The sequence below is a fragment of the Spiribacter salilacus genome, assembly GCF_009649225.1.
Lineage (GTDB): Bacteria > Pseudomonadota > Gammaproteobacteria > Nitrococcales > Nitrococcaceae > Spiribacter > Spiribacter salilacus.
The window spans coordinates 117,648-133,278 of record NZ_WJPP01000005.1 but is presented as its reverse complement, the minus strand read 5'-3'; the positions used below and the strand labels follow the sequence as shown (position 1 = coordinate 133,278).

The following is a 15,631-nucleotide window of genomic DNA, read 5'->3' as shown; positions in this document are numbered from 1 at the left end:
GCGAATGGATATTAGCACGCACACCCCAGAGGCTAGACGATGAGGGCGGTTATGCTGGGTGGAGCCATCGCCGCGGTGCTAACCGGCGCACTGTTGCTATTCAGTCATACGCACGAAGTGTCAGTCACGCAGACAAACGAGCAATTTACGCGGGCTGAATTATTTTATAGCGCGGGCAACGCAGGCTTTCATGCCACTCGGCGTATGAATTGGACGCAGCGCAGCAGCGATACCGTTGAGCCGTCGCTGCAATTTCAAACGCTAAGGCCGATCGATCGCATTCGCTTTGACCCCTCTGAGCAAGTGGGCGATCAAATAGCGTTTGGGCCGGTAACCATCAAAACACGCTGGGGCACTCAAACCTGGGCGGGTGAAGCATTGCGCGAGGAAATTTTCCCAAGCCTTTATCAGGTTGAAATTGATGGGGTAAAGGGTGATGCGGTGATGTTGCGAGCAACCGGTACTGATCCGAGCTTCCATTTGGTGTTGCCGCATGAGTTGCAATGGCCGCCTTTAATTTTTATGGGTGCCGCGCTACTTGGCGCACTGGTTGTTGGCGGTGGCCTGGGTTGGAGTCTGCAAAAGGCAGGCCTGCCGGCCTGGGCCGCTGTGCCGCTGTTGCTGTGCGCTGCGTTAACCTGGCATGCCAGTGGGCACATTACCGAGCGCAACATCTATGGCGATGGCATGGATAACGTGCGCACGGCCTATAGCTTTGCCGACACTGGCACCTTGTCTTTAGATGCCGGTAGTGCACAGCCAGTACCCTCTAGCCTGCGGGAGCCCGTGCCACCGCTGGTGGCTGGCAGTTATTTATGGGTGCGCTCTTTGCTGGAGCCTTTGCCGGCCGTTGGCGAGTTTCAAAATGGGCCAGAGGCGCGCTGGATTAAGCTAAGCCACTTAATTTGGGTGGCGTTGGGGCTGCTGGGTGTGTGGTATCTAACGGCAATGCTCACGTCAACAACGTGGGCGCCCGTGGCAGCAACGCTGCTGGCTTATCTTTATTTCTTTGGCGCCCCTGAGCGGTTAGATACGTTTTATACCGAGCTACATGCCGGCACGGTAATGGTGTGGGCTGCCGCGGCATTTTATCGTGCGATTCAGCGCCACACCGTGGGGGCTGCGGCCGCTGCGGGGTTGCTACTGGGGTTATTGGCACTGACTAAATCGATCATGCTGTTTGTGGGGTTGGTGGCTGCGCCGTTGTTAGCACTATTTTTAGTGACGCAGGCAGGCAATCGACGCTGGATGCCGGCTTTGGCCTTTGTGCTGGTTGCGATAACGGTGGTGCTGCCATGGGGCGTGAGGAATCATCTAGTAGCCGAAACGGGCAACTTAAACCCTCGTGCCTCGGGTGTGCTTTATGGGCGCTCCCTCATGAACACGATGACCGCCGATGAAATGAAAGGGGCCTTTTATCTGTATGGCCCAGAAATCTATCAGTTTAGGGTGGCAGGTACAGACTGGGCGCCCATCGATAACGACTTTGAGCGCGGGGGGCGCTGGCAGCGGTTGAATCGATACCACTCTAGTTTTGCGGGTGCTGATATGGCCGCCGCACAGGCGGGGCGGCCTGAAGAGGCGATTAGCTTTCATCGTAAAATTGCCGCCGAGTTCAATCGGCGTATCGCAGAGCTACGGCAAGCCGGGCATCCCACACCAGAGCTAACAGTGAATGCCACGCTGCAGGCCCAGGGGGTGCAAGATATTATGCGGTATTGGGACAGGCACCTTTTAGTGAGTGGAGCAATTTTTTGGCGCGGCTTTTGGAGCTTGCCGAGTGCCGAGCTGCCCGCCTTTTCGGTGCAACGGCAGGTTTCACTGGGTGAGTGGCTGAATTTGGCGGCCGGCTTAGCCTTTTGGGCACTGTTTTTGGTTGCGTTGCTGCGTTGGCAACCCGCGCAATTGGCATGGCTGTTGTTGCCCGCTGGTATGTTTTTGGCCTATGCGCTACTCACCCATGGGTTGCCGCGTTACACATCACCTGCGCACCCGCTTATTTTGATTGCCTTAGTGGTTTTGCTTGCTCAAATTGCCGCTGCGTTGGGCGCTGGGGGGCGAGGCGGCTCAAGCGATAAAGCCGGGGTGGTTGATAGAAGCGATAGGTTGGGGTTGAAGTAGGGGTCAATCCACTCTGTTCGATAGCCCCCGTACGCCGCGCGCGAGCCAATAAAATCTTGCTCAGGAATCTCGGGTGACCGGCTCTTAGATTCATGATGAATTAATTGGGCTTGTGCACAGAGCACATTAAACCCCGCCGCCTGTCTTGCACGCAGTGCAAATTCGATATCACTGCCGCAAATAATAAAATCCGTGTCATTAAAACCGCTTAGTTCATCAAATCGTGCGCGGCTCACCGCCATACATGCGCCGGTAACGGCCATGACATTGCGAGTTAGTAGGGGGGATACAAACGGGTTATGCGGGTTGGCATGCACGGCACCGTCGCCACGAAACACATGGTCGGCCCATCCGCCCATACCAATCACCACGCCACTATGCTGAATGGTGCCATCTGGGTAGCTCAGTAATGCGCCGGCCACACCAACATCGGGCAATAACGCATAGCCCGCCAGCGCGCAGAGCCAGTTGGGCGTTGTAACCTCAATATCGTTATTGAGAAACACTAATACCGAGCCTTGGGCCCGTGTAGCGCCAAGATTATTAACTGCCGACCAGTTGAACGGGCGGGGGTCAGTGCACACCTGACAATCAGAAGACTGTTTGAGCGTTTCCAAGTACTCAAGCGTATCTGGCTCGGTTGAGCCATTATCAACCACAATAATTTCGTAACGAATAGGCCCAGTGTGGCGGCGAATACTCTCAATACAGGGCTCAAGGTATTGGCGCTGATTACGCGTGGGAATAATGATGGATGCCATTTGCGCCGCGCAGCTTTCACTAAAATCGAGCTGATAGGTCAGGGGGTAATCGCCGGGTATGACCTTGGGCGTTGGCTGGCTATTTGCGTACCGTGAATCACAGTAAGCCGCTGCGGCTCGTAGGCCAGCATCATCGGCATAGGGTTTAGCATCACCGCCCTGCGCGGTGCTACCTTGATGCACGCGCCAGTGATAAAGAATGCGCGGAATATGGCAGACCGCCTCATCGCCGGCATGAAGGCTGGCGGTAAGCCATAGGTGGTAATCTTGAGCGCCGTTGTACGCTGAATCGAAGCCGTTACCAACAAGATCGCGTTTTATACAGACCAAATGGCCCAAGTAGGCCTGGCTTAAAGCCAAATGCGGCGACCAGTCGGGTTTGAAAAAAGGGCAAAAGTGCCTGTCCTTTTCATCAATTTGATCTTCGTCGCTATAAAAGATTTTCCAGCTAGCGTTTTTTTGTATGGCTTGGGCAAGCCAAAACAGGGCATCGCGGGCGAGGCAGTCGTCATGATCCAACAAAACCAGCCAATCGGCAGAGGCCTGTTCTAATGCGCTGTTGCTGGCTGCAGAAATATGCCCGCGTGTTTCACGAAACTGCACTTTAATTCGTGTGTCTGTCTGTGCCAGGTTCGCTAGCCAATCCCGAACGGATGCTGAGGCAGAGGCGTCATCCGCAATACACAGCTCCCAGTTTGGATACGTTTGGTTTTGCACAGAAGCAACCGCTGCTTTCAGCCAAGGCAGGGGCGGGTCACACACGGGCAGCAAAATACTAAAGCGTGGTGCATCGGGTTTTTCTGCCAGCGTAGGGCCCAGCGTTTTGGCGGTTTTTAGGCCGTGTTGTTGGTGCAAGCGCAGCCATTGGGTATAGCTGGGCTTACCAAGATGGTTACGAATAAATGCGGGCCAGCCGCGTAATGGGGTGCGGCGCAGTAACCCAAGGAATAGCCGGGTTTTGGCAATGCTCATTTTAGCGTGTGCTTTTTGCCTTGTTCGGGCTCGTCAAACCGCAGCCTTAAGGCATGGGACCGTATTTCTTCGAGCAACTTGCGATTGGCCGCAAGCAGATCGGCCACAAAGGCAATTAAAAAGGTCTGAAAACCCACGACTAGCAAAGACCCGGCAAGCACTACGGATTGAACGTTGCCAAGCCCCTGCCCCGTCCAGCTTAAATATACAAATCGAAGACCAAGCAGTACCCCGGCGCCAAAAATAATCGCGCCTAGCGTGGCAAAAAACCGAAAGGGCCGGTAAATCACCAGTACGCGAATAATTGTGGCAATGCTGCGTTTGATATAAGACGGAATGCTGTGCATCAGCCGTGAAGGGCGAAGGTCATCGTTTACACGCACGGGCACGGTGCGAATGGCCATATTTTTTTGGCCGGCCTGAATGATGGTTTCTAGCGTGTAGGTGTATTCGCTAAACACAACAAGGTGCCGCGCGGTATCCCTTGAGAGGGCACGAAACCCGCTGGGGGCATCATCCACCTGCGTGCGGCTGGCCACACGCACCACCCAGCTGCCGAGTTTTTGCAGCAGCTTTTTAAGTGGGCTGAAATGCTCGATGGTGCTAATGGGCCGGGTGCCGATCACAAAATCGGCCTCACCCGCCACGATGGGGGCGGTGAGTGCGGGAATGTCGTCGGCGTTGTATTGATTGTCGGCATCGGTGTTCACAATCACATCGGCGCCGCGCTCTAGGCAGGCCTGTATGCCCGTCATAAACCCGCGTGCCAAGCCCTGATTATTCCGATGCCGCACCACATGATCCACGCCATTTTGTTGTGCGACGGCCACGGTGTCGTCGGTGCTGCCATCATCAATGATCAGCCATTCCACTACATCAAAGCCGGCTACCTCTCGCGGCAGTGCGGCCAGGGCAATACCAAGCGTTTCGGCTTCGTTATAGCAGGGAATTTGAATAATCAGTTTTTTCACAAATTTAGGCTCCGCGCGCAAGAGTTGATCTGGTTATCATGATAGCGGACTATTTAATCCCTTTGATACGGCCCCATCCTAGGCCCGCCAAACGCAATAGTTCGACTGGCATTAGCGCCATCAGGCCGGCGCTTACTTTAATTGTCCAGCATTGGTACCGAGATCGCGCTAAGGCGGTCCAGCCCTGGCGTAATCTTTTATGGGTGTGGGTATAGGCGTTGCGATCAGCGTAGCCAGCCTGCAGCATTAAAAGCATCAGACGCAGCGCCGATCGACAAGCCCGTGTTTTAAAGGTGGTTGCAATCGAGCCTGAGCCTGCCTTTAGATAGCGCGTTTCCGCTAGCTCCAGTGCCTCAAGGACGGTCAGGTCCTGCGGTGATATTTGCTTGCTGTGGCGAGCTTTTTGGGTGATTGAGTTTGGTTGTTCGTGATAGTGATACAGCGGCCGTGGGTCGATGGCCGCGGTAACGGTGTGTTGCAGAAAATCACCGAGAAATACTAAGTCTTCCGCAAATCGAACATCATGAAATGTAATATGATGGGTGGTGATGATCTGGCGGCGAAAGACTTTATTGCAGGCGGATAGGCCAATAAAATTGGTTTCTAATATCAGTTGATAGAGCGTTTCGAGTGCAATAGGGCCTGCGTTTACAGTAATCGCATCGCGCTCGCTGATAAAACGATCGATGCCCACCACAAATAAATCGCAATCTTTGCTGCGCATGTAGGCCATTGCACTGGGGTAAAACGCCGGCGCAACGGTATCGTCGCTATCTAAGAAGGTGACATAAAGGCCTTGTGCTATTTCTAACCCGTTATTACGAGATTGGGAAGGCCCTGCATTTGGTTGCGATTGCACGGTAATGCGTTTGTCTGTTTGCGCAAACTGTTGGCAAATAGAATGACTATGATCGGTGGAACCATCATCAATTAAGATCAGTTCAAAATCTTCAAACGGCTGCGTGAGAACAGACTCAATGCAGGCTTTTAGGGTATCGGCAGCATTGTAAATTGGCACAATGATGCTGAGCTGCGGGGGCATTATGGTCTCCCGGGCCAGCGCAGCGCTTGGCGGGTTTTATAGATGGCTTGCTTTACAGATCGTTGAGATACTGCGCTGGCTAGTTGTGGCTGAAGCGGCCGCTTGCCCACAATCATAAATCGCCCGAGCCGCATAAGCTGTTTAGGTGGCGGTATTGCCGGTAGGCTATCGGCATGCGCATGGCAGGTTAGCCCCACATCAATACCTTTGGCATGGCAGCGCCGAATTACTTGTTCTGAGTAATTACCGTTAGGATAAGCCATGCAGCGCGGCTCATGGCCCAGCATGTCTTTAAAAAACGCATTGGAGCGATCAATTTCCTCATCAATCACGGCATCGCTACGCTGTGTTAACGAAAGGTGATGGTAGGAATGATGGCCCAGTTCGATGCGACCAGATTTCAGTAGAGTATCGAGTTCGTCACGAGATAGCGGCCGAGTCAGTGGTGTGGGTTTAAACGCATTGGGGTTGGCCGTGAGTAGTTGTGCGCTAAGCGTGGCAGGATCTAAATCAATTAGCGCCTTCATTGCGTTGCCATGCCCAGCGGCATACGCCGCATCGGGCCAAAACACGCTTTGCTCAGCAATGGGTGCCGGCGCTAAAAAAAGCGTGGCCTTGGCGTTATAGCGCTCAAGCACAGGTAGGGCACGCAGGTTGTCGTGATAGCCATCATCAAAGGTGAGCATCACGCAACGATTGCCCAACGTTTTGGCTTCTAGCAAGGCCGAGGCGGTGATGAACTCATAGCCACGTTCTGCAAAAAACCGCACAACGGCCTCAAACTGATCCACGCTCACGTGTTCATGCCGGTAAATATCGGCTTTAAGCTCTTCAGGCTCAAAAAGCCGATGAAAAAGCAGCGAGATCACCTGGGTTTTACCCGGGTGGGGGCGCCTATCGCTGGGCCAATAGGTTTCTTGCAGGCTATCGAGGCGCTCAGTGATTTGGTTGACCACCCCTCGCATAACGGGTCAGCCGCCGTTTAGCACATCAGCCACGCGTTTGCCGCTCATCATGGAGTGATCCATGTTGTAGTACTCCCAGTCACCAAACCGCCCGCAGGGGTGGATGCCGATACTAATCAGCCACTCATGAATGGTGCCTACGTTTTTATGATAATCCAGATCATAAATCACATAGGCCGGGTCAATGGGCAGCACGTCGGCGGCCAAGACTTCGTCGTCTTCTCGCATAATGCCGGCTTTAACTAGGCCATCAATCACGGACTGAATTAGATTGTCGCGCCCTTCTACACGCGGTGGGCGATGCTTAGAGCTGGCCACTTCGCAGCAAACCGAGCTGGTGCCCGGCGGGCAGGTGGCCGCCGAGAAGTTCTGCGGAAAGCTGATGCGATGGAAGATAAAGTCATCTTCATAAAAGTACAGCCAATGATGCGGGCTCATGTTGGGGCGGTTAATGCCAATGTTCACGCAATCAATGCGGTTATGCTGCAGCCCATCAATGGCGGCGCGCACGCTATTGGGCACGTCTTGAATAAACTGTGGCAAATGCACTAGCGGAAGGGTGTAAACCAGTTTGTCATAACCCGTTTGGCTGCCGTCTTTAAAGCTTACGGTTTTGGCCGTGGGGTCGATGGCCGTTACGGTGTGATCGAGCCGAATATCAGACACCCGCGCGGCCAGCGCTTTGGGCAGCGCTTCGATCGCGCCTTCGATGGGGTACCAAAATTCTTTGGTGGCGCCAGACTGGGCACTTTCATCGTGCAGGGCGCCGCGGAGCACGGTTTCAATATCGGGCTCGGGCACGCGGCGTGCAATCCAGTCAAAGTTCATGTGCTTGGGGTCAATCGTCCATACACGCTCTGAGTACGGAATCATCAAATGCTCGGCAATGCCCTTGCCAAAGCGCCAATAAATCCACTCACGATAGTTTTGTGGCTCGGGGCGATCTGTTTGTCGCATCACATCAACAAGCCCTGCCACGCAATCAACAATCACATCCACCGGCAGCCCATGCAGATGAGACTGAAAAGGGAATTTGGAGTAAAGATCGTATTTGAGGTGATACAAAAATGCCTTACGGCCCTGCACGTTGATGTTATCGCCCAGCAGTTCCCGAATCAGCTTGGCGGCATACTCGGTTTCAGGAAAAAGAATGTGCGGTGCGTAGTCAAATAAAAAGCCGTTAACCTCTTCAGAGCACGCTAAGCCACCGGGGCGGCTGCCTCTTTCATACACCGTGGTGGGGCCGTTGAGGTGATAGGCTGCTGAAAGGCCGGTGAGCCCGCCGCCAAGAACAACGTTTTCAGTATGTTGCATCAATGCTGATCCTATAAGTCGTTGAGTATGCGGTCGAACCCCGCGCCAAGTTGACTAATGGTTCCATATTCAAGGAAGCGTGCATAGCCAGCCTGGGCCATGGCATCGCGTTTAGCGGGGTCGGTGCCTAGGGTGCGAATAGCCTGTGCAAGCGCCTCGGGGTTAGCCGGTGGTACTAAATAGGCCGTTTCATCATGGGTGAGTAGCTCGCGAACCGGCGCGTTATCTCGCGTAATGAGCGGTTTGCGCATGCCAATAGCCTCAACCACTTTATTGGTAATAACCAATTCGGCGCGATGATTATTGCCAAAAATACCCAAGCAGATGTCGGCTTTGTCCATTAAATCGGCCAAATCGGGATAGGGCACGGGGTCAATAAACCGAATATTGGCTACGCCAAGCTCAGCGGCTAATGCGCGGTCTTGCTCGTAGGTAATGCCTTTGCCAACCACTTGAAAAACCACCGGCTCAGCGGCGTCTTGCAGAATTTTGGCGGCCTGAATAATGGTGGAAACGCCATGAAATGGGGTGTATTCCCCATGAAAATGCACGAGCAACGGTTTCTCAGGGGTTGGTAGGGTGGCCGGGCTGGGTGTTTCCGTGCGGGGGTGAAGGACGGTGTCGTCCACCGCTAAAAATAGGCGGCGTAGCTTGTGAGTAGAGCAGTTAAATAGGCGGCCAAAATGGTCGATCACATGCTGACTGTCGAGTATGCTAATGCGCGCCAGCCGATAGGAAAGGCGGTCTGAAAGGCCATAAAGCCAGGCTTTTAAAGAGCCGGGCTTGGCTTTGGCGCGATCGAATACCATTGTGTCGTAAGTGGTAATGTAGGTATCGAAAACAATCGGTTTACGGGTGGCAAGCCATACCAAGGGTAGAAGGAGTTGGCCATAGAAGCCAACGAGTACCACATCGCACTGCCCGGCGTTGCGGAACACTTGCCAGGCTAAGCTGGGGTAGTGGCGAAAGCGGCGGTCAGGGGGTAAGCACAGCGTAAGATCATGCCCACGGGCACGCAGAGCCGCGATGACGATACGGGTGCGGGAATATTCGGCCTCCCTGCCGGCAACATAGAGTATTTTCATGTCTCGTGTATATTGGCGAGTTATCTTTTTGAATCAACTGAATAGCATAACATGACTGGAGCCGTACGCCTTGCTGCTGCCGAGGGCTTTGAGGACATTGTCGCGGCCTTACGCCGTGGCCATGTCACATTAACGCTGGGTTGGCAGGATATTGCCACCCGTTACCGGCGTTCTCGAATTGGTCCTTTTTGGCTCACCATTAATAAAGGGGTGCTCATTGCCGCTTTAAGTTTGGTGTTTGGCAATTTATTTCAGCTCGATATGCCAGAGTTCATTCCGTACCTGGCGATTGGGCTTATTTTGTGGACGTATATTGCCGCCGCATTGGGTGAGGGCTGTACCGCTTTCATTGATTCAAGCGGCACGATTTTGCAGGTGCGCATGCCGCTCAGTACGCATGTTGGGCTTACAATTTATCGTAACTTGCTGATTCTTGCGCATAACTTACTCATCATTCCGCTGGTTTTATTAGTCTTTTTGCGGCCGGTGGGTTGGGATGCGTTGCTAGCCATTCCTGGGTTGATATTGCTCACCATCAATTTGCTTTGGATTGCCTTGGTGTTGGCTGTGGTTTGTGCGCGCTATCGTGATGTGACGGAAATTGTGGGCAATGTGCTGCAGGTCAGCTTTTATCTGACGCCGATTATTTGGACCGAAGCGTTATTAAGAGCCCGTGTAGATATTCCGGTGCTTGATTTTAACCCGTTTTATCACTTCCTAACGATTGTGCGCTCGCCTTTGCTTGGCATGCCAACGACCCTGCTGAACTGGGTTATTCCGTTGGTGATGGCGGTGATTGGCTGGGCCTTTGCGATTGCATTTTTTGGTCGCTATCGGCGGCGGGTGGCGTATTGGTTATGAACAAAGATCTACAACAACCCGCGCGTATTACCCTTGATGGCGTTTGTGTCGACTTTCCCGTTTTTAATGCGGCAACGCTATCGCTAAAAAACCGCGTGCTCAGTTCGATGACCGGTGGCAGCATTAATCGTGCAGCCGACGGGCAAGTTACCGTGCGGGGTTTAGAAGGCATTGATTTAGACCTTAAACCGGGCGATCGACTGGGTCTTGTTGGGCATAATGGCTCGGGCAAGAGCACGCTGCTGCGCGTGTTGTCTGGGATTTATTATCCTACTGAAGGCACCGCTGATATTTCTGGCGAGTGTGTGTCTTTAATCAATATTAGCCTCGGCATCGATCCCGAGGCAACGGGGCGGGAAAACATTCGCCTGCGCACCGCCATGATGGGGCTCACCCCAGCGGAAACCCGGGCCCGGATTGATGAGATTATCGAATTCTCGGGGTTAGGCGATTTTATCGATATGCCCTTTCGCACTTATTCATCCGGTATGCAGTTGCGCTTGGCTTTTGCGGTATCGACTGCTATTCAGCCGCAGATTTTGGTGATGGATGAGTGGTTATCAACGGGCGATGAAGATTTTCGGGTGCGTGCAGAGCAGCGAATGCAGTCGCTGGTCAACAACACGGATATCTTAGTGCTGGCTAGTCACAGTCGGCCGCTGATTGAGAGTGTTTGTAATCGAGTGATCTGGCTTGAGCATGGCCACATTCGGATGGAGGGTGAGGTTAGTGAGGTGCTAGCGGCCTACTTTTCTGCCCCAACATCCACGGGAACCAACGGATAATAACCGCGCCGGTTGGCAGCATGATCAAACAAGTGATGGCCAGCACTGCTAAACCAAGCAGCACACTATGCTCCATGGTATCGATAGAGATGCCCGTGATGAGATACAGCCCCACCTTGACCGCCTTAATAATGAGCATATGGGTAACGAGAATGACCAAACTATGCCGTCCAATTCGCGCCAGCCAGCTCTGAATAATGCTTGGCGCAATACGCGTGCCGACTAAGCAAAAAATAATCCCCGCACCGGCAAACAGTAAATACAGCAGCGGTTGATTTACGGTGGCCTTGGCAAGGTCTACGGGTGCATTCAGTGGCGCAAACAGCGTAATCGCAAACGCTATCGCCATGAGGCCGATTGCTCCGGTTGAGCGGTGGGGCAGTGGAAAGCCGACACGCCGATATTCAAAGCCGACTTGTATAAACAACAACCCAATGAGTGCGGCATTGATGCTAAAGGGCAGTGCCATCCCATCTCCCACCCATAACGCAATGCCACTCATCATAGCTACGATGGCAAGCCGGGCGGCGGTGTTTTGCAGGCGATGGTTAATGGCATGACAGGCAACAAGCGCAATGAGCAGTGCCGGCAAGAACCACAGTGGGCTATTGACGAGCCGCCCATCACCGACCCTGCCCTCAAGAATTCCAAACAGGGGTATCCAGAGGCCGTCGGCAAAGGCGGCAGGGGGGTTGGCTTGCCCCTTTGTGAGAAGGTATCCGCCTAAGTGGAAGAGATACCCGATCAATGCAAAGATAATGTACGGCGTCATTAACTGCTGAAAGCGAAGACGAGCAAACGCCAAGGGTGCGGTTATTTTGGGTTTAAGATTGAGGCCGGCGGCAAAGAAGAAAAGCGGCACGTGAAAGGCAAAGATCCATTCGTAAAAAAGGGATCGATCATCAAGCGCCCAAATGTGCCCAATAACGATTAGGCTGATGCCCAGCCCCTTGATTGCGTCGATCCATTGGATTCGCGCTGATGACTGAGCCAGCGGTTTGCCGGCGGTGCTATCCATCAGATTTGCCACGAATCGGTTATCCTCTGCTCGTTTAGTAGCGAATGGTAGCTGATATGCTGCACCCGTGGAGACAATAGGGCAGTGGAGCATTAAATTGGGGAAGAAATCGCGATCTTTTCGCATGTGGGCACGTCGAGTCGGTTTTTTTCTCGTAGCGATCGGGACGATTTACTTCGCGTTTGCTTTGGTGTCTAACCTTGCCGATATGCCTAGAGTTAAGATGACGCCAAGCGCGTTGGCGGCCGGTCTATTCTCTTTGATCGTTGTGCCCATGACTGCCGCATTGCTCGCTTTGTTGTTTCGGATTTTGCTTGATGATTTAGGCGTCGTTGTTCGCTGGTCAGCCGCCTTTAAAATTATCGCGCTATCGCAGATGGCCAAGTATTTGCCCGGTAATATTGGGCATTTTGTGGGCCGTGCCGCACTCGCCAGAGCTCAGGGGCTTCCTTTGGGGCCGGTAATCAGCGTTACGCTGCTGGAAGTGATTTGGACGCTTGCATTGGGGCTGGGGATTGCCGCGATTGCGCTTTTGCTGCTGTTAGATACACCGCTCCGTGGGCCGTTTGATGTGCTTAATCAGCAATGGGTTGTTCTTGGGTTGGCTGGTGCATTGGCGCTGGCTCCGTGGCCGGCAATTGCGCTGTTAAATCGCGTTTCGCCGGGGCTGTCGAGACGGCTTGGTAATGGGGTAGTTATTTCGCGGCCTAAGGCGCTCGTGGCGCTGGTCACGGCGGCAATTTTGCTGTCTTGTTTTTGCCTGCTTGGTGCATCCGCATTTGTTCAGGCGCGGTACTTATTTGCCATTGATGCAGGCGAGTTGCTGTCGTTTATCATGTTATTTGCCACCGCCTGGGTAGCGGGTTATGTAACGCCCGGTGCACCGGGAGGGTTGGGTGTCAGAGAAGCCGCTTTACTCGTTTTGTTTTCTCCGATTTTAGGCCCTGCCGGTGCCGTTTCTTTAGGTATTAGTTCGCGCGTGTTAACAACGCTGGGTGACGGGCTGACATTTTTGCTTGGGTTGGTTTTTCGTGCGCGAGGGTGAAGGCAACCTAAGGTTATCCGTTGTTAGCCATGGGCAGCAGGCGTTATTAGCGCATTTGCTCCAAGATCTGCGCAAATTGCCTGAAAACGTGCAGATAAGCATTACGGCCAATTGCCCGGGCTCCTTACCAGCACATTTGTTATTAGATCAGTGGCTTGATGTGACTGAAAACACTCAGCCAGCAGGGTTTGGTGCTAATCATAACGCGGTTTTTCAGCGCTCAAAGGCGTCTTTTTTTGGTGTCATCAACCCTGATTTGCGTATGCCTACCGATCCCTTTCCTGCCCTGCTTGATGCATTGAAGCAACCGGATGTGGGTGTCGTTGCGCCTTTGGTGCGTTCACCATCTGGTGAGGTTGAGGACAATGCGCGCAATTTCCCAAGATTCCATGATCTCGTTGCAAAAGCACTGGGCGCGGCTGACGGGCGTGCGCCGGTTTCTGGCACAGATCCGCAAGCCGTAGACTGGGTTGGGGGGATGTGCATGCTCTTTCGCCAAGAAGCGTTTGCCTCGATTGGTGGGTTTGATGAGGGCTTCCATCTGTATTACGAGGACGTTGATATTTGCGCCAGACTCTGGCGTGCAGGCTGGAAAGTTCTGCTCGTCCCAGAAGCCGAAGTAATCCACGATGCTCAGCGCACAAGCCGCCGCAACTTAGGCTATATGCGTTGGCATGCCCTTAGCATCGCTCGCTATTTCTTCAAACACCTAGGGCGATTGCCATGAAGCCCCGGGCCGTGGCCGTAACCGGCGCATCGGGCTGGATTGGGCGGGTGGTGTGCGCCGAGGGCGCCCGCCGGGGGTTTGCGATGCGTGCGTTAACTCGCTCGCAGGCCGAATTAGGGCCGGATACGCAGTGGGGCCCTTGGCTCGATGGCGTAGATACGCTTATTCACTGTGCCGCGCGCGTGCATGTGATGGATCGGGCTGGCCAGGCTGATGAGGCTGGGTTTCATCGGGTGAATGCGCTGGGTACCGCCTGCTTGGCCAAGGCGGCAGCGGCAGCCGGCGTGCGGCGGATGATTTTCCTCTCCAGCATTAAGGTGAATGGCGAGTTGGCCTCAGCTGAGCAGCCCTTTCGCGCCGACGATACCCCCGCTCCCGCCGATGCCTATGCGCGCTCTAAAGCCGCGGCCGAAGCGGCGTTATGGGAGGTGGTCGCCCAGTCTGACTTAGAAGGCGTTGTAGTTCGCCCGCCGCTAGTGCACGGCCCGGGCGTTGGCGGCAATTTGGCAAGCCTGCTTAATGCCGTGGCCCGCGGGTGGCCCTTACCCTTGGGTGCGGTCAACAATCAGCGCTCCCTCATTGGCCGCGCTAATCTAGTGGACGGCCTTTTGCACTGCATTAACGCCCCCACCGCCCCCGGCCGAGTCTGGCTCATGCGCGATGCCCACATGCCCAGCACCCCCGAGCTGATCACCGAAATTGCCACGGCCATGAACAAAAAAAATTTGCTGATAAAAGTGCCTGTCCCCATTATTCGCGGGATTGGGCAGATCAGCGGTCAAAAATCGCGGGTTGAGCGGTTGATTGGGTCGTTATGTATGGATGTTGGCGATACCGAGGCTGTGCTTGGCTGGCGCCCACCGCTTACGTTTAAGGCGGGTATTGAGCAGATGGTGAAAGGCGATGGCTGAGGGGCATATTGGGCTGATTTGGCTGGCGCCAGCCCTGTGGGTGGCGGTGGGCATTACGGCGGTTTTGGTGGGTGTGGTGCGGCGCTACGCTACCAGCCGTCAGATGCTGGATCAGCCCGGTGCCCGGCGCTCCCACACCGAGCCCACGCCGCGCGGCGGCGGGCTGGCAATTGTGGCAATCGTGCTGCTGGGCCTGCCGCTGCTGTTACTGGGGGGTTATTTGCCGCTTAAGCCTGGCATCGGCCTGATGGCAGCGGGTTTGATAGTGGCGGCCGCAGGCTGGTGGGACGATCGCATGGGCGATATTCCTGCGCGCTGGCGGTTGGTGGCGCATGCGCTAGCCGCGGCGATAGTGCTTTTTACATTAGGTGGGCTGCCGCCTATCCCGATTGCTGGTCAGCTAGTTGATTTTGGCCTGATTGGCCATGCACTGGCCTGGGTGTATCTGATTTGGATGCTGAATCTATTTAACTTTATGGATGGCATTAACGGCATTGCCGGTATTGAGGCGTTTACCGTGGCCGGCGGCTTGGCATTAATGGCCCTCATGCTGGGCCCTTATCCCGCGGTAGTAGCGCTGGGCGGCCTGATTGCCGCCGGTGCGCTGGGCTTTTTGCCCTGGAACTTTCCCACCGCGCGTATTTTTATGGGCGATGCCGGCAGTGGCTTACTCGGGCTATTGCTTGGCGCGCTGGTGTTACTGGCCGCCCATGCCGCGCCACTGCTGTTTTGGAGCGGCATTGTGCTATCTGCCATCTTTTGGATAGACGCCACGGCCACCTTGCTCGTGCGCACCGCCCGCCGCGAGCGTATAACCGAAGCTCATCGCAGCCATGCCTATCAGCATGCGGCCGCCAAATGGGGTCATACCCGTGTCACATTACTCGTGTTACTCATCAACCTGGTTTTTCTGCTGCCCGCCGCCTGGCTGCTGGCAGCCGGTGCAATCCCGGCGCTGCCCACCGTGATTTTAATAACGGGTTTGCTCACGCTGTTGGCGGTTTGCGGAAGGGCGGGGCAGTCGTGCTAGGGTTAACACCTAAAAACAAGGAG

The 15,631-nt window shown here is 54.4% G+C and carries 14 protein-coding genes; 7 read left to right on the top strand and 7 right to left on the bottom strand.

The window, feature by feature from the left end; all coding sequences use genetic code 11:
• Positions 1 to 39: 39 nt before the first annotated feature.
• A complete protein-coding gene (locus GH984_RS10000) occupies positions 40 to 2,121 on the top strand; it encodes a glycosyltransferase family protein (protein WP_153720077.1) in 2,082 nt (693 codons plus the stop codon).
• Here the strand turns inward: GH984_RS10000 and GH984_RS09995 are convergent.
• The 6 genes from GH984_RS09995 to GH984_RS09970 are packed head-to-tail and all read right to left on the bottom strand — an operon-like array spanning position 2,028 to position 9,231.
• Positions 2,028 to 3,854 (bottom strand): glycosyltransferase family 2 protein, encoded by a 1,827-nt coding sequence (locus GH984_RS09995; protein ID WP_153720076.1) that lies wholly within the window; start codon positions 3,852 to 3,854, stop codon positions 2,028 to 2,030. The genes GH984_RS10000 and GH984_RS09995 overlap by 94 nt on opposite strands.
• Positions 3,851 to 4,825, bottom strand: a complete 975-nt coding sequence (locus tag GH984_RS09990; protein WP_369692047.1) for a glycosyltransferase family 2 protein — start codon at positions 4,823 to 4,825, stop codon at positions 3,851 to 3,853. Before GH984_RS09990 ends, GH984_RS09995 begins: the two co-directional genes overlap by 4 nt.
• Before the next feature lie 49 nt (positions 4,826 to 4,874).
• Positions 4,875 to 5,867 (bottom strand): glycosyltransferase family 2 protein, encoded by a 993-nt coding sequence (locus GH984_RS09985; RefSeq protein ID WP_153720074.1) that lies wholly within the window; start codon positions 5,865 to 5,867, stop codon positions 4,875 to 4,877.
• Positions 5,867 to 6,832: a polysaccharide deacetylase family protein gene (locus GH984_RS09980; RefSeq protein ID WP_153720073.1), complete on the bottom strand. Its 966-nt coding sequence runs from the start codon at positions 6,830 to 6,832 to the stop codon at positions 5,867 to 5,869. Before GH984_RS09980 ends, GH984_RS09985 begins: the two co-directional genes overlap by 1 nt.
• Before the next feature lie 6 nt (positions 6,833 to 6,838).
• Positions 6,839 to 8,146, bottom strand: a complete 1,308-nt coding sequence (locus GH984_RS09975; protein WP_153720072.1) for a protoporphyrinogen/coproporphyrinogen oxidase — start codon at positions 8,144 to 8,146, stop codon at positions 6,839 to 6,841.
• An 11-nt stretch (positions 8,147 to 8,157) separates the two neighbouring features.
• Positions 8,158 to 9,231 carry a glycosyltransferase family 4 protein gene (locus GH984_RS09970; RefSeq protein WP_153720071.1) on the bottom strand — a complete coding sequence of 358 codons (1,074 nt, stop codon included), beginning with the start codon at positions 9,229 to 9,231 and terminating at the stop codon, positions 8,158 to 8,160.
• 51 nt (positions 9,232 to 9,282) lie between these two features.
• Between GH984_RS09970 and GH984_RS09965 the strand changes: the two genes are divergently transcribed.
• The gene (locus GH984_RS09965) at positions 9,283 to 10,092 is read left to right on the top strand and encodes an ABC transporter permease (RefSeq protein ID WP_153720070.1); all 810 of its coding nucleotides are present in this window, start codon (positions 9,283 to 9,285) and stop codon (positions 10,090 to 10,092) included.
• Positions 10,089 to 10,877 carry an ABC transporter ATP-binding protein gene (locus GH984_RS09960; protein WP_153720069.1) on the top strand — a complete coding sequence of 263 codons (789 nt, stop codon included), beginning with the start codon at positions 10,089 to 10,091 and terminating at the stop codon, positions 10,875 to 10,877. Before GH984_RS09965 ends, GH984_RS09960 begins: the two co-directional genes overlap by 4 nt.
• Here GH984_RS09960 and GH984_RS09955 read toward each other — a convergent pair.
• A complete protein-coding gene (locus tag GH984_RS09955) occupies positions 10,819 to 11,907 on the bottom strand; it encodes an acyltransferase family protein (protein ID WP_172973216.1) in 1,089 nt (362 codons plus the stop codon). The genes GH984_RS09960 and GH984_RS09955 overlap by 59 nt on opposite strands.
• A 112-nt stretch (positions 11,908 to 12,019) precedes the next feature.
• On the opposite strand from GH984_RS09955, the gene GH984_RS09950 reads away from it, so the two are divergent.
• Genes GH984_RS09950 through GH984_RS09935 form a run of 4 tightly spaced genes read left to right on the top strand, consistent with a single transcriptional unit; the run spans position 12,020 to position 15,608 of the window.
• Positions 12,020 to 12,940 carry a lysylphosphatidylglycerol synthase domain-containing protein gene (locus tag GH984_RS09950; protein WP_153720067.1) on the top strand — a complete coding sequence of 307 codons (921 nt, stop codon included), beginning with the start codon at positions 12,020 to 12,022 and terminating at the stop codon, positions 12,938 to 12,940.
• Entirely contained in the window at positions 12,927 to 13,667 is a 741-nt protein-coding gene (locus GH984_RS09945) for a glycosyltransferase family 2 protein (protein WP_216643659.1), read from the top strand. The genes GH984_RS09950 and GH984_RS09945 overlap by 14 nt, the downstream gene beginning before the upstream one ends.
• Positions 13,664 to 14,578 carry an NAD-dependent epimerase/dehydratase family protein gene (locus GH984_RS09940; RefSeq protein ID WP_153720066.1) on the top strand — a complete coding sequence of 305 codons (915 nt, stop codon included), beginning with the start codon at positions 13,664 to 13,666 and terminating at the stop codon, positions 14,576 to 14,578. Before GH984_RS09945 ends, GH984_RS09940 begins: the two co-directional genes overlap by 4 nt.
• Positions 14,571 to 15,608, top strand: coding sequence for an MraY family glycosyltransferase (locus GH984_RS09935; RefSeq protein ID WP_216643658.1), 1,038 nt, complete (start codon positions 14,571 to 14,573; stop codon positions 15,606 to 15,608). Before GH984_RS09940 ends, GH984_RS09935 begins: the two co-directional genes overlap by 8 nt.
• The last annotated feature ends 23 nt before the right edge of the window (positions 15,609 to 15,631 follow it).

Excerpts from the sequence above, each read along its gene's own strand:
- GH984_RS09980 (WP_153720073.1), bottom strand. The coding sequence starts at position 6,832 with ATGCGAGGGGTGGTCAACCAAATCACTGAGCGCCTCGATAGCCTGCAA.
- GH984_RS09985 (WP_153720074.1), bottom strand. The coding sequence starts at position 5,867 with ATGCCCCCGCAGCTCAGCATCATTGTGCCAATTTACAATGCTGCCGAT.
- GH984_RS09965 (WP_153720070.1), top strand. The coding sequence starts at position 9,283 with ATGACTGGAGCCGTACGCCTTGCTGCTGCCGAGGGCTTTGAGGACATT.
- GH984_RS09960 (WP_153720069.1), top strand. The coding sequence starts at position 10,089 with ATGAACAAAGATCTACAACAACCCGCGCGTATTACCCTTGATGGCGTT.
- GH984_RS09935 (WP_216643658.1), top strand. The coding sequence starts at position 14,571 with ATGGCTGAGGGGCATATTGGGCTGATTTGGCTGGCGCCAGCCCTGTGG.
- GH984_RS09940 (WP_153720066.1), top strand. The coding sequence starts at position 13,664 with ATGAAGCCCCGGGCCGTGGCCGTAACCGGCGCATCGGGCTGGATTGGG.
- GH984_RS09970 (WP_153720071.1), bottom strand. The coding sequence starts at position 9,231 with ATGAAAATACTCTATGTTGCCGGCAGGGAGGCCGAATATTCCCGCACC.
- GH984_RS10000 (WP_153720077.1), top strand. The coding sequence starts at position 40 with ATGAGGGCGGTTATGCTGGGTGGAGCCATCGCCGCGGTGCTAACCGGC.
- GH984_RS09995 (WP_153720076.1), bottom strand. The coding sequence starts at position 3,854 with ATGAGCATTGCCAAAACCCGGCTATTCCTTGGGTTACTGCGCCGCACC.
- GH984_RS09950 (WP_153720067.1), top strand. The coding sequence starts at position 12,020 with ATGTGGGCACGTCGAGTCGGTTTTTTTCTCGTAGCGATCGGGACGATT.
- GH984_RS09975 (WP_153720072.1), bottom strand. The coding sequence starts at position 8,146 with ATGCAACATACTGAAAACGTTGTTCTTGGCGGCGGGCTCACCGGCCTT.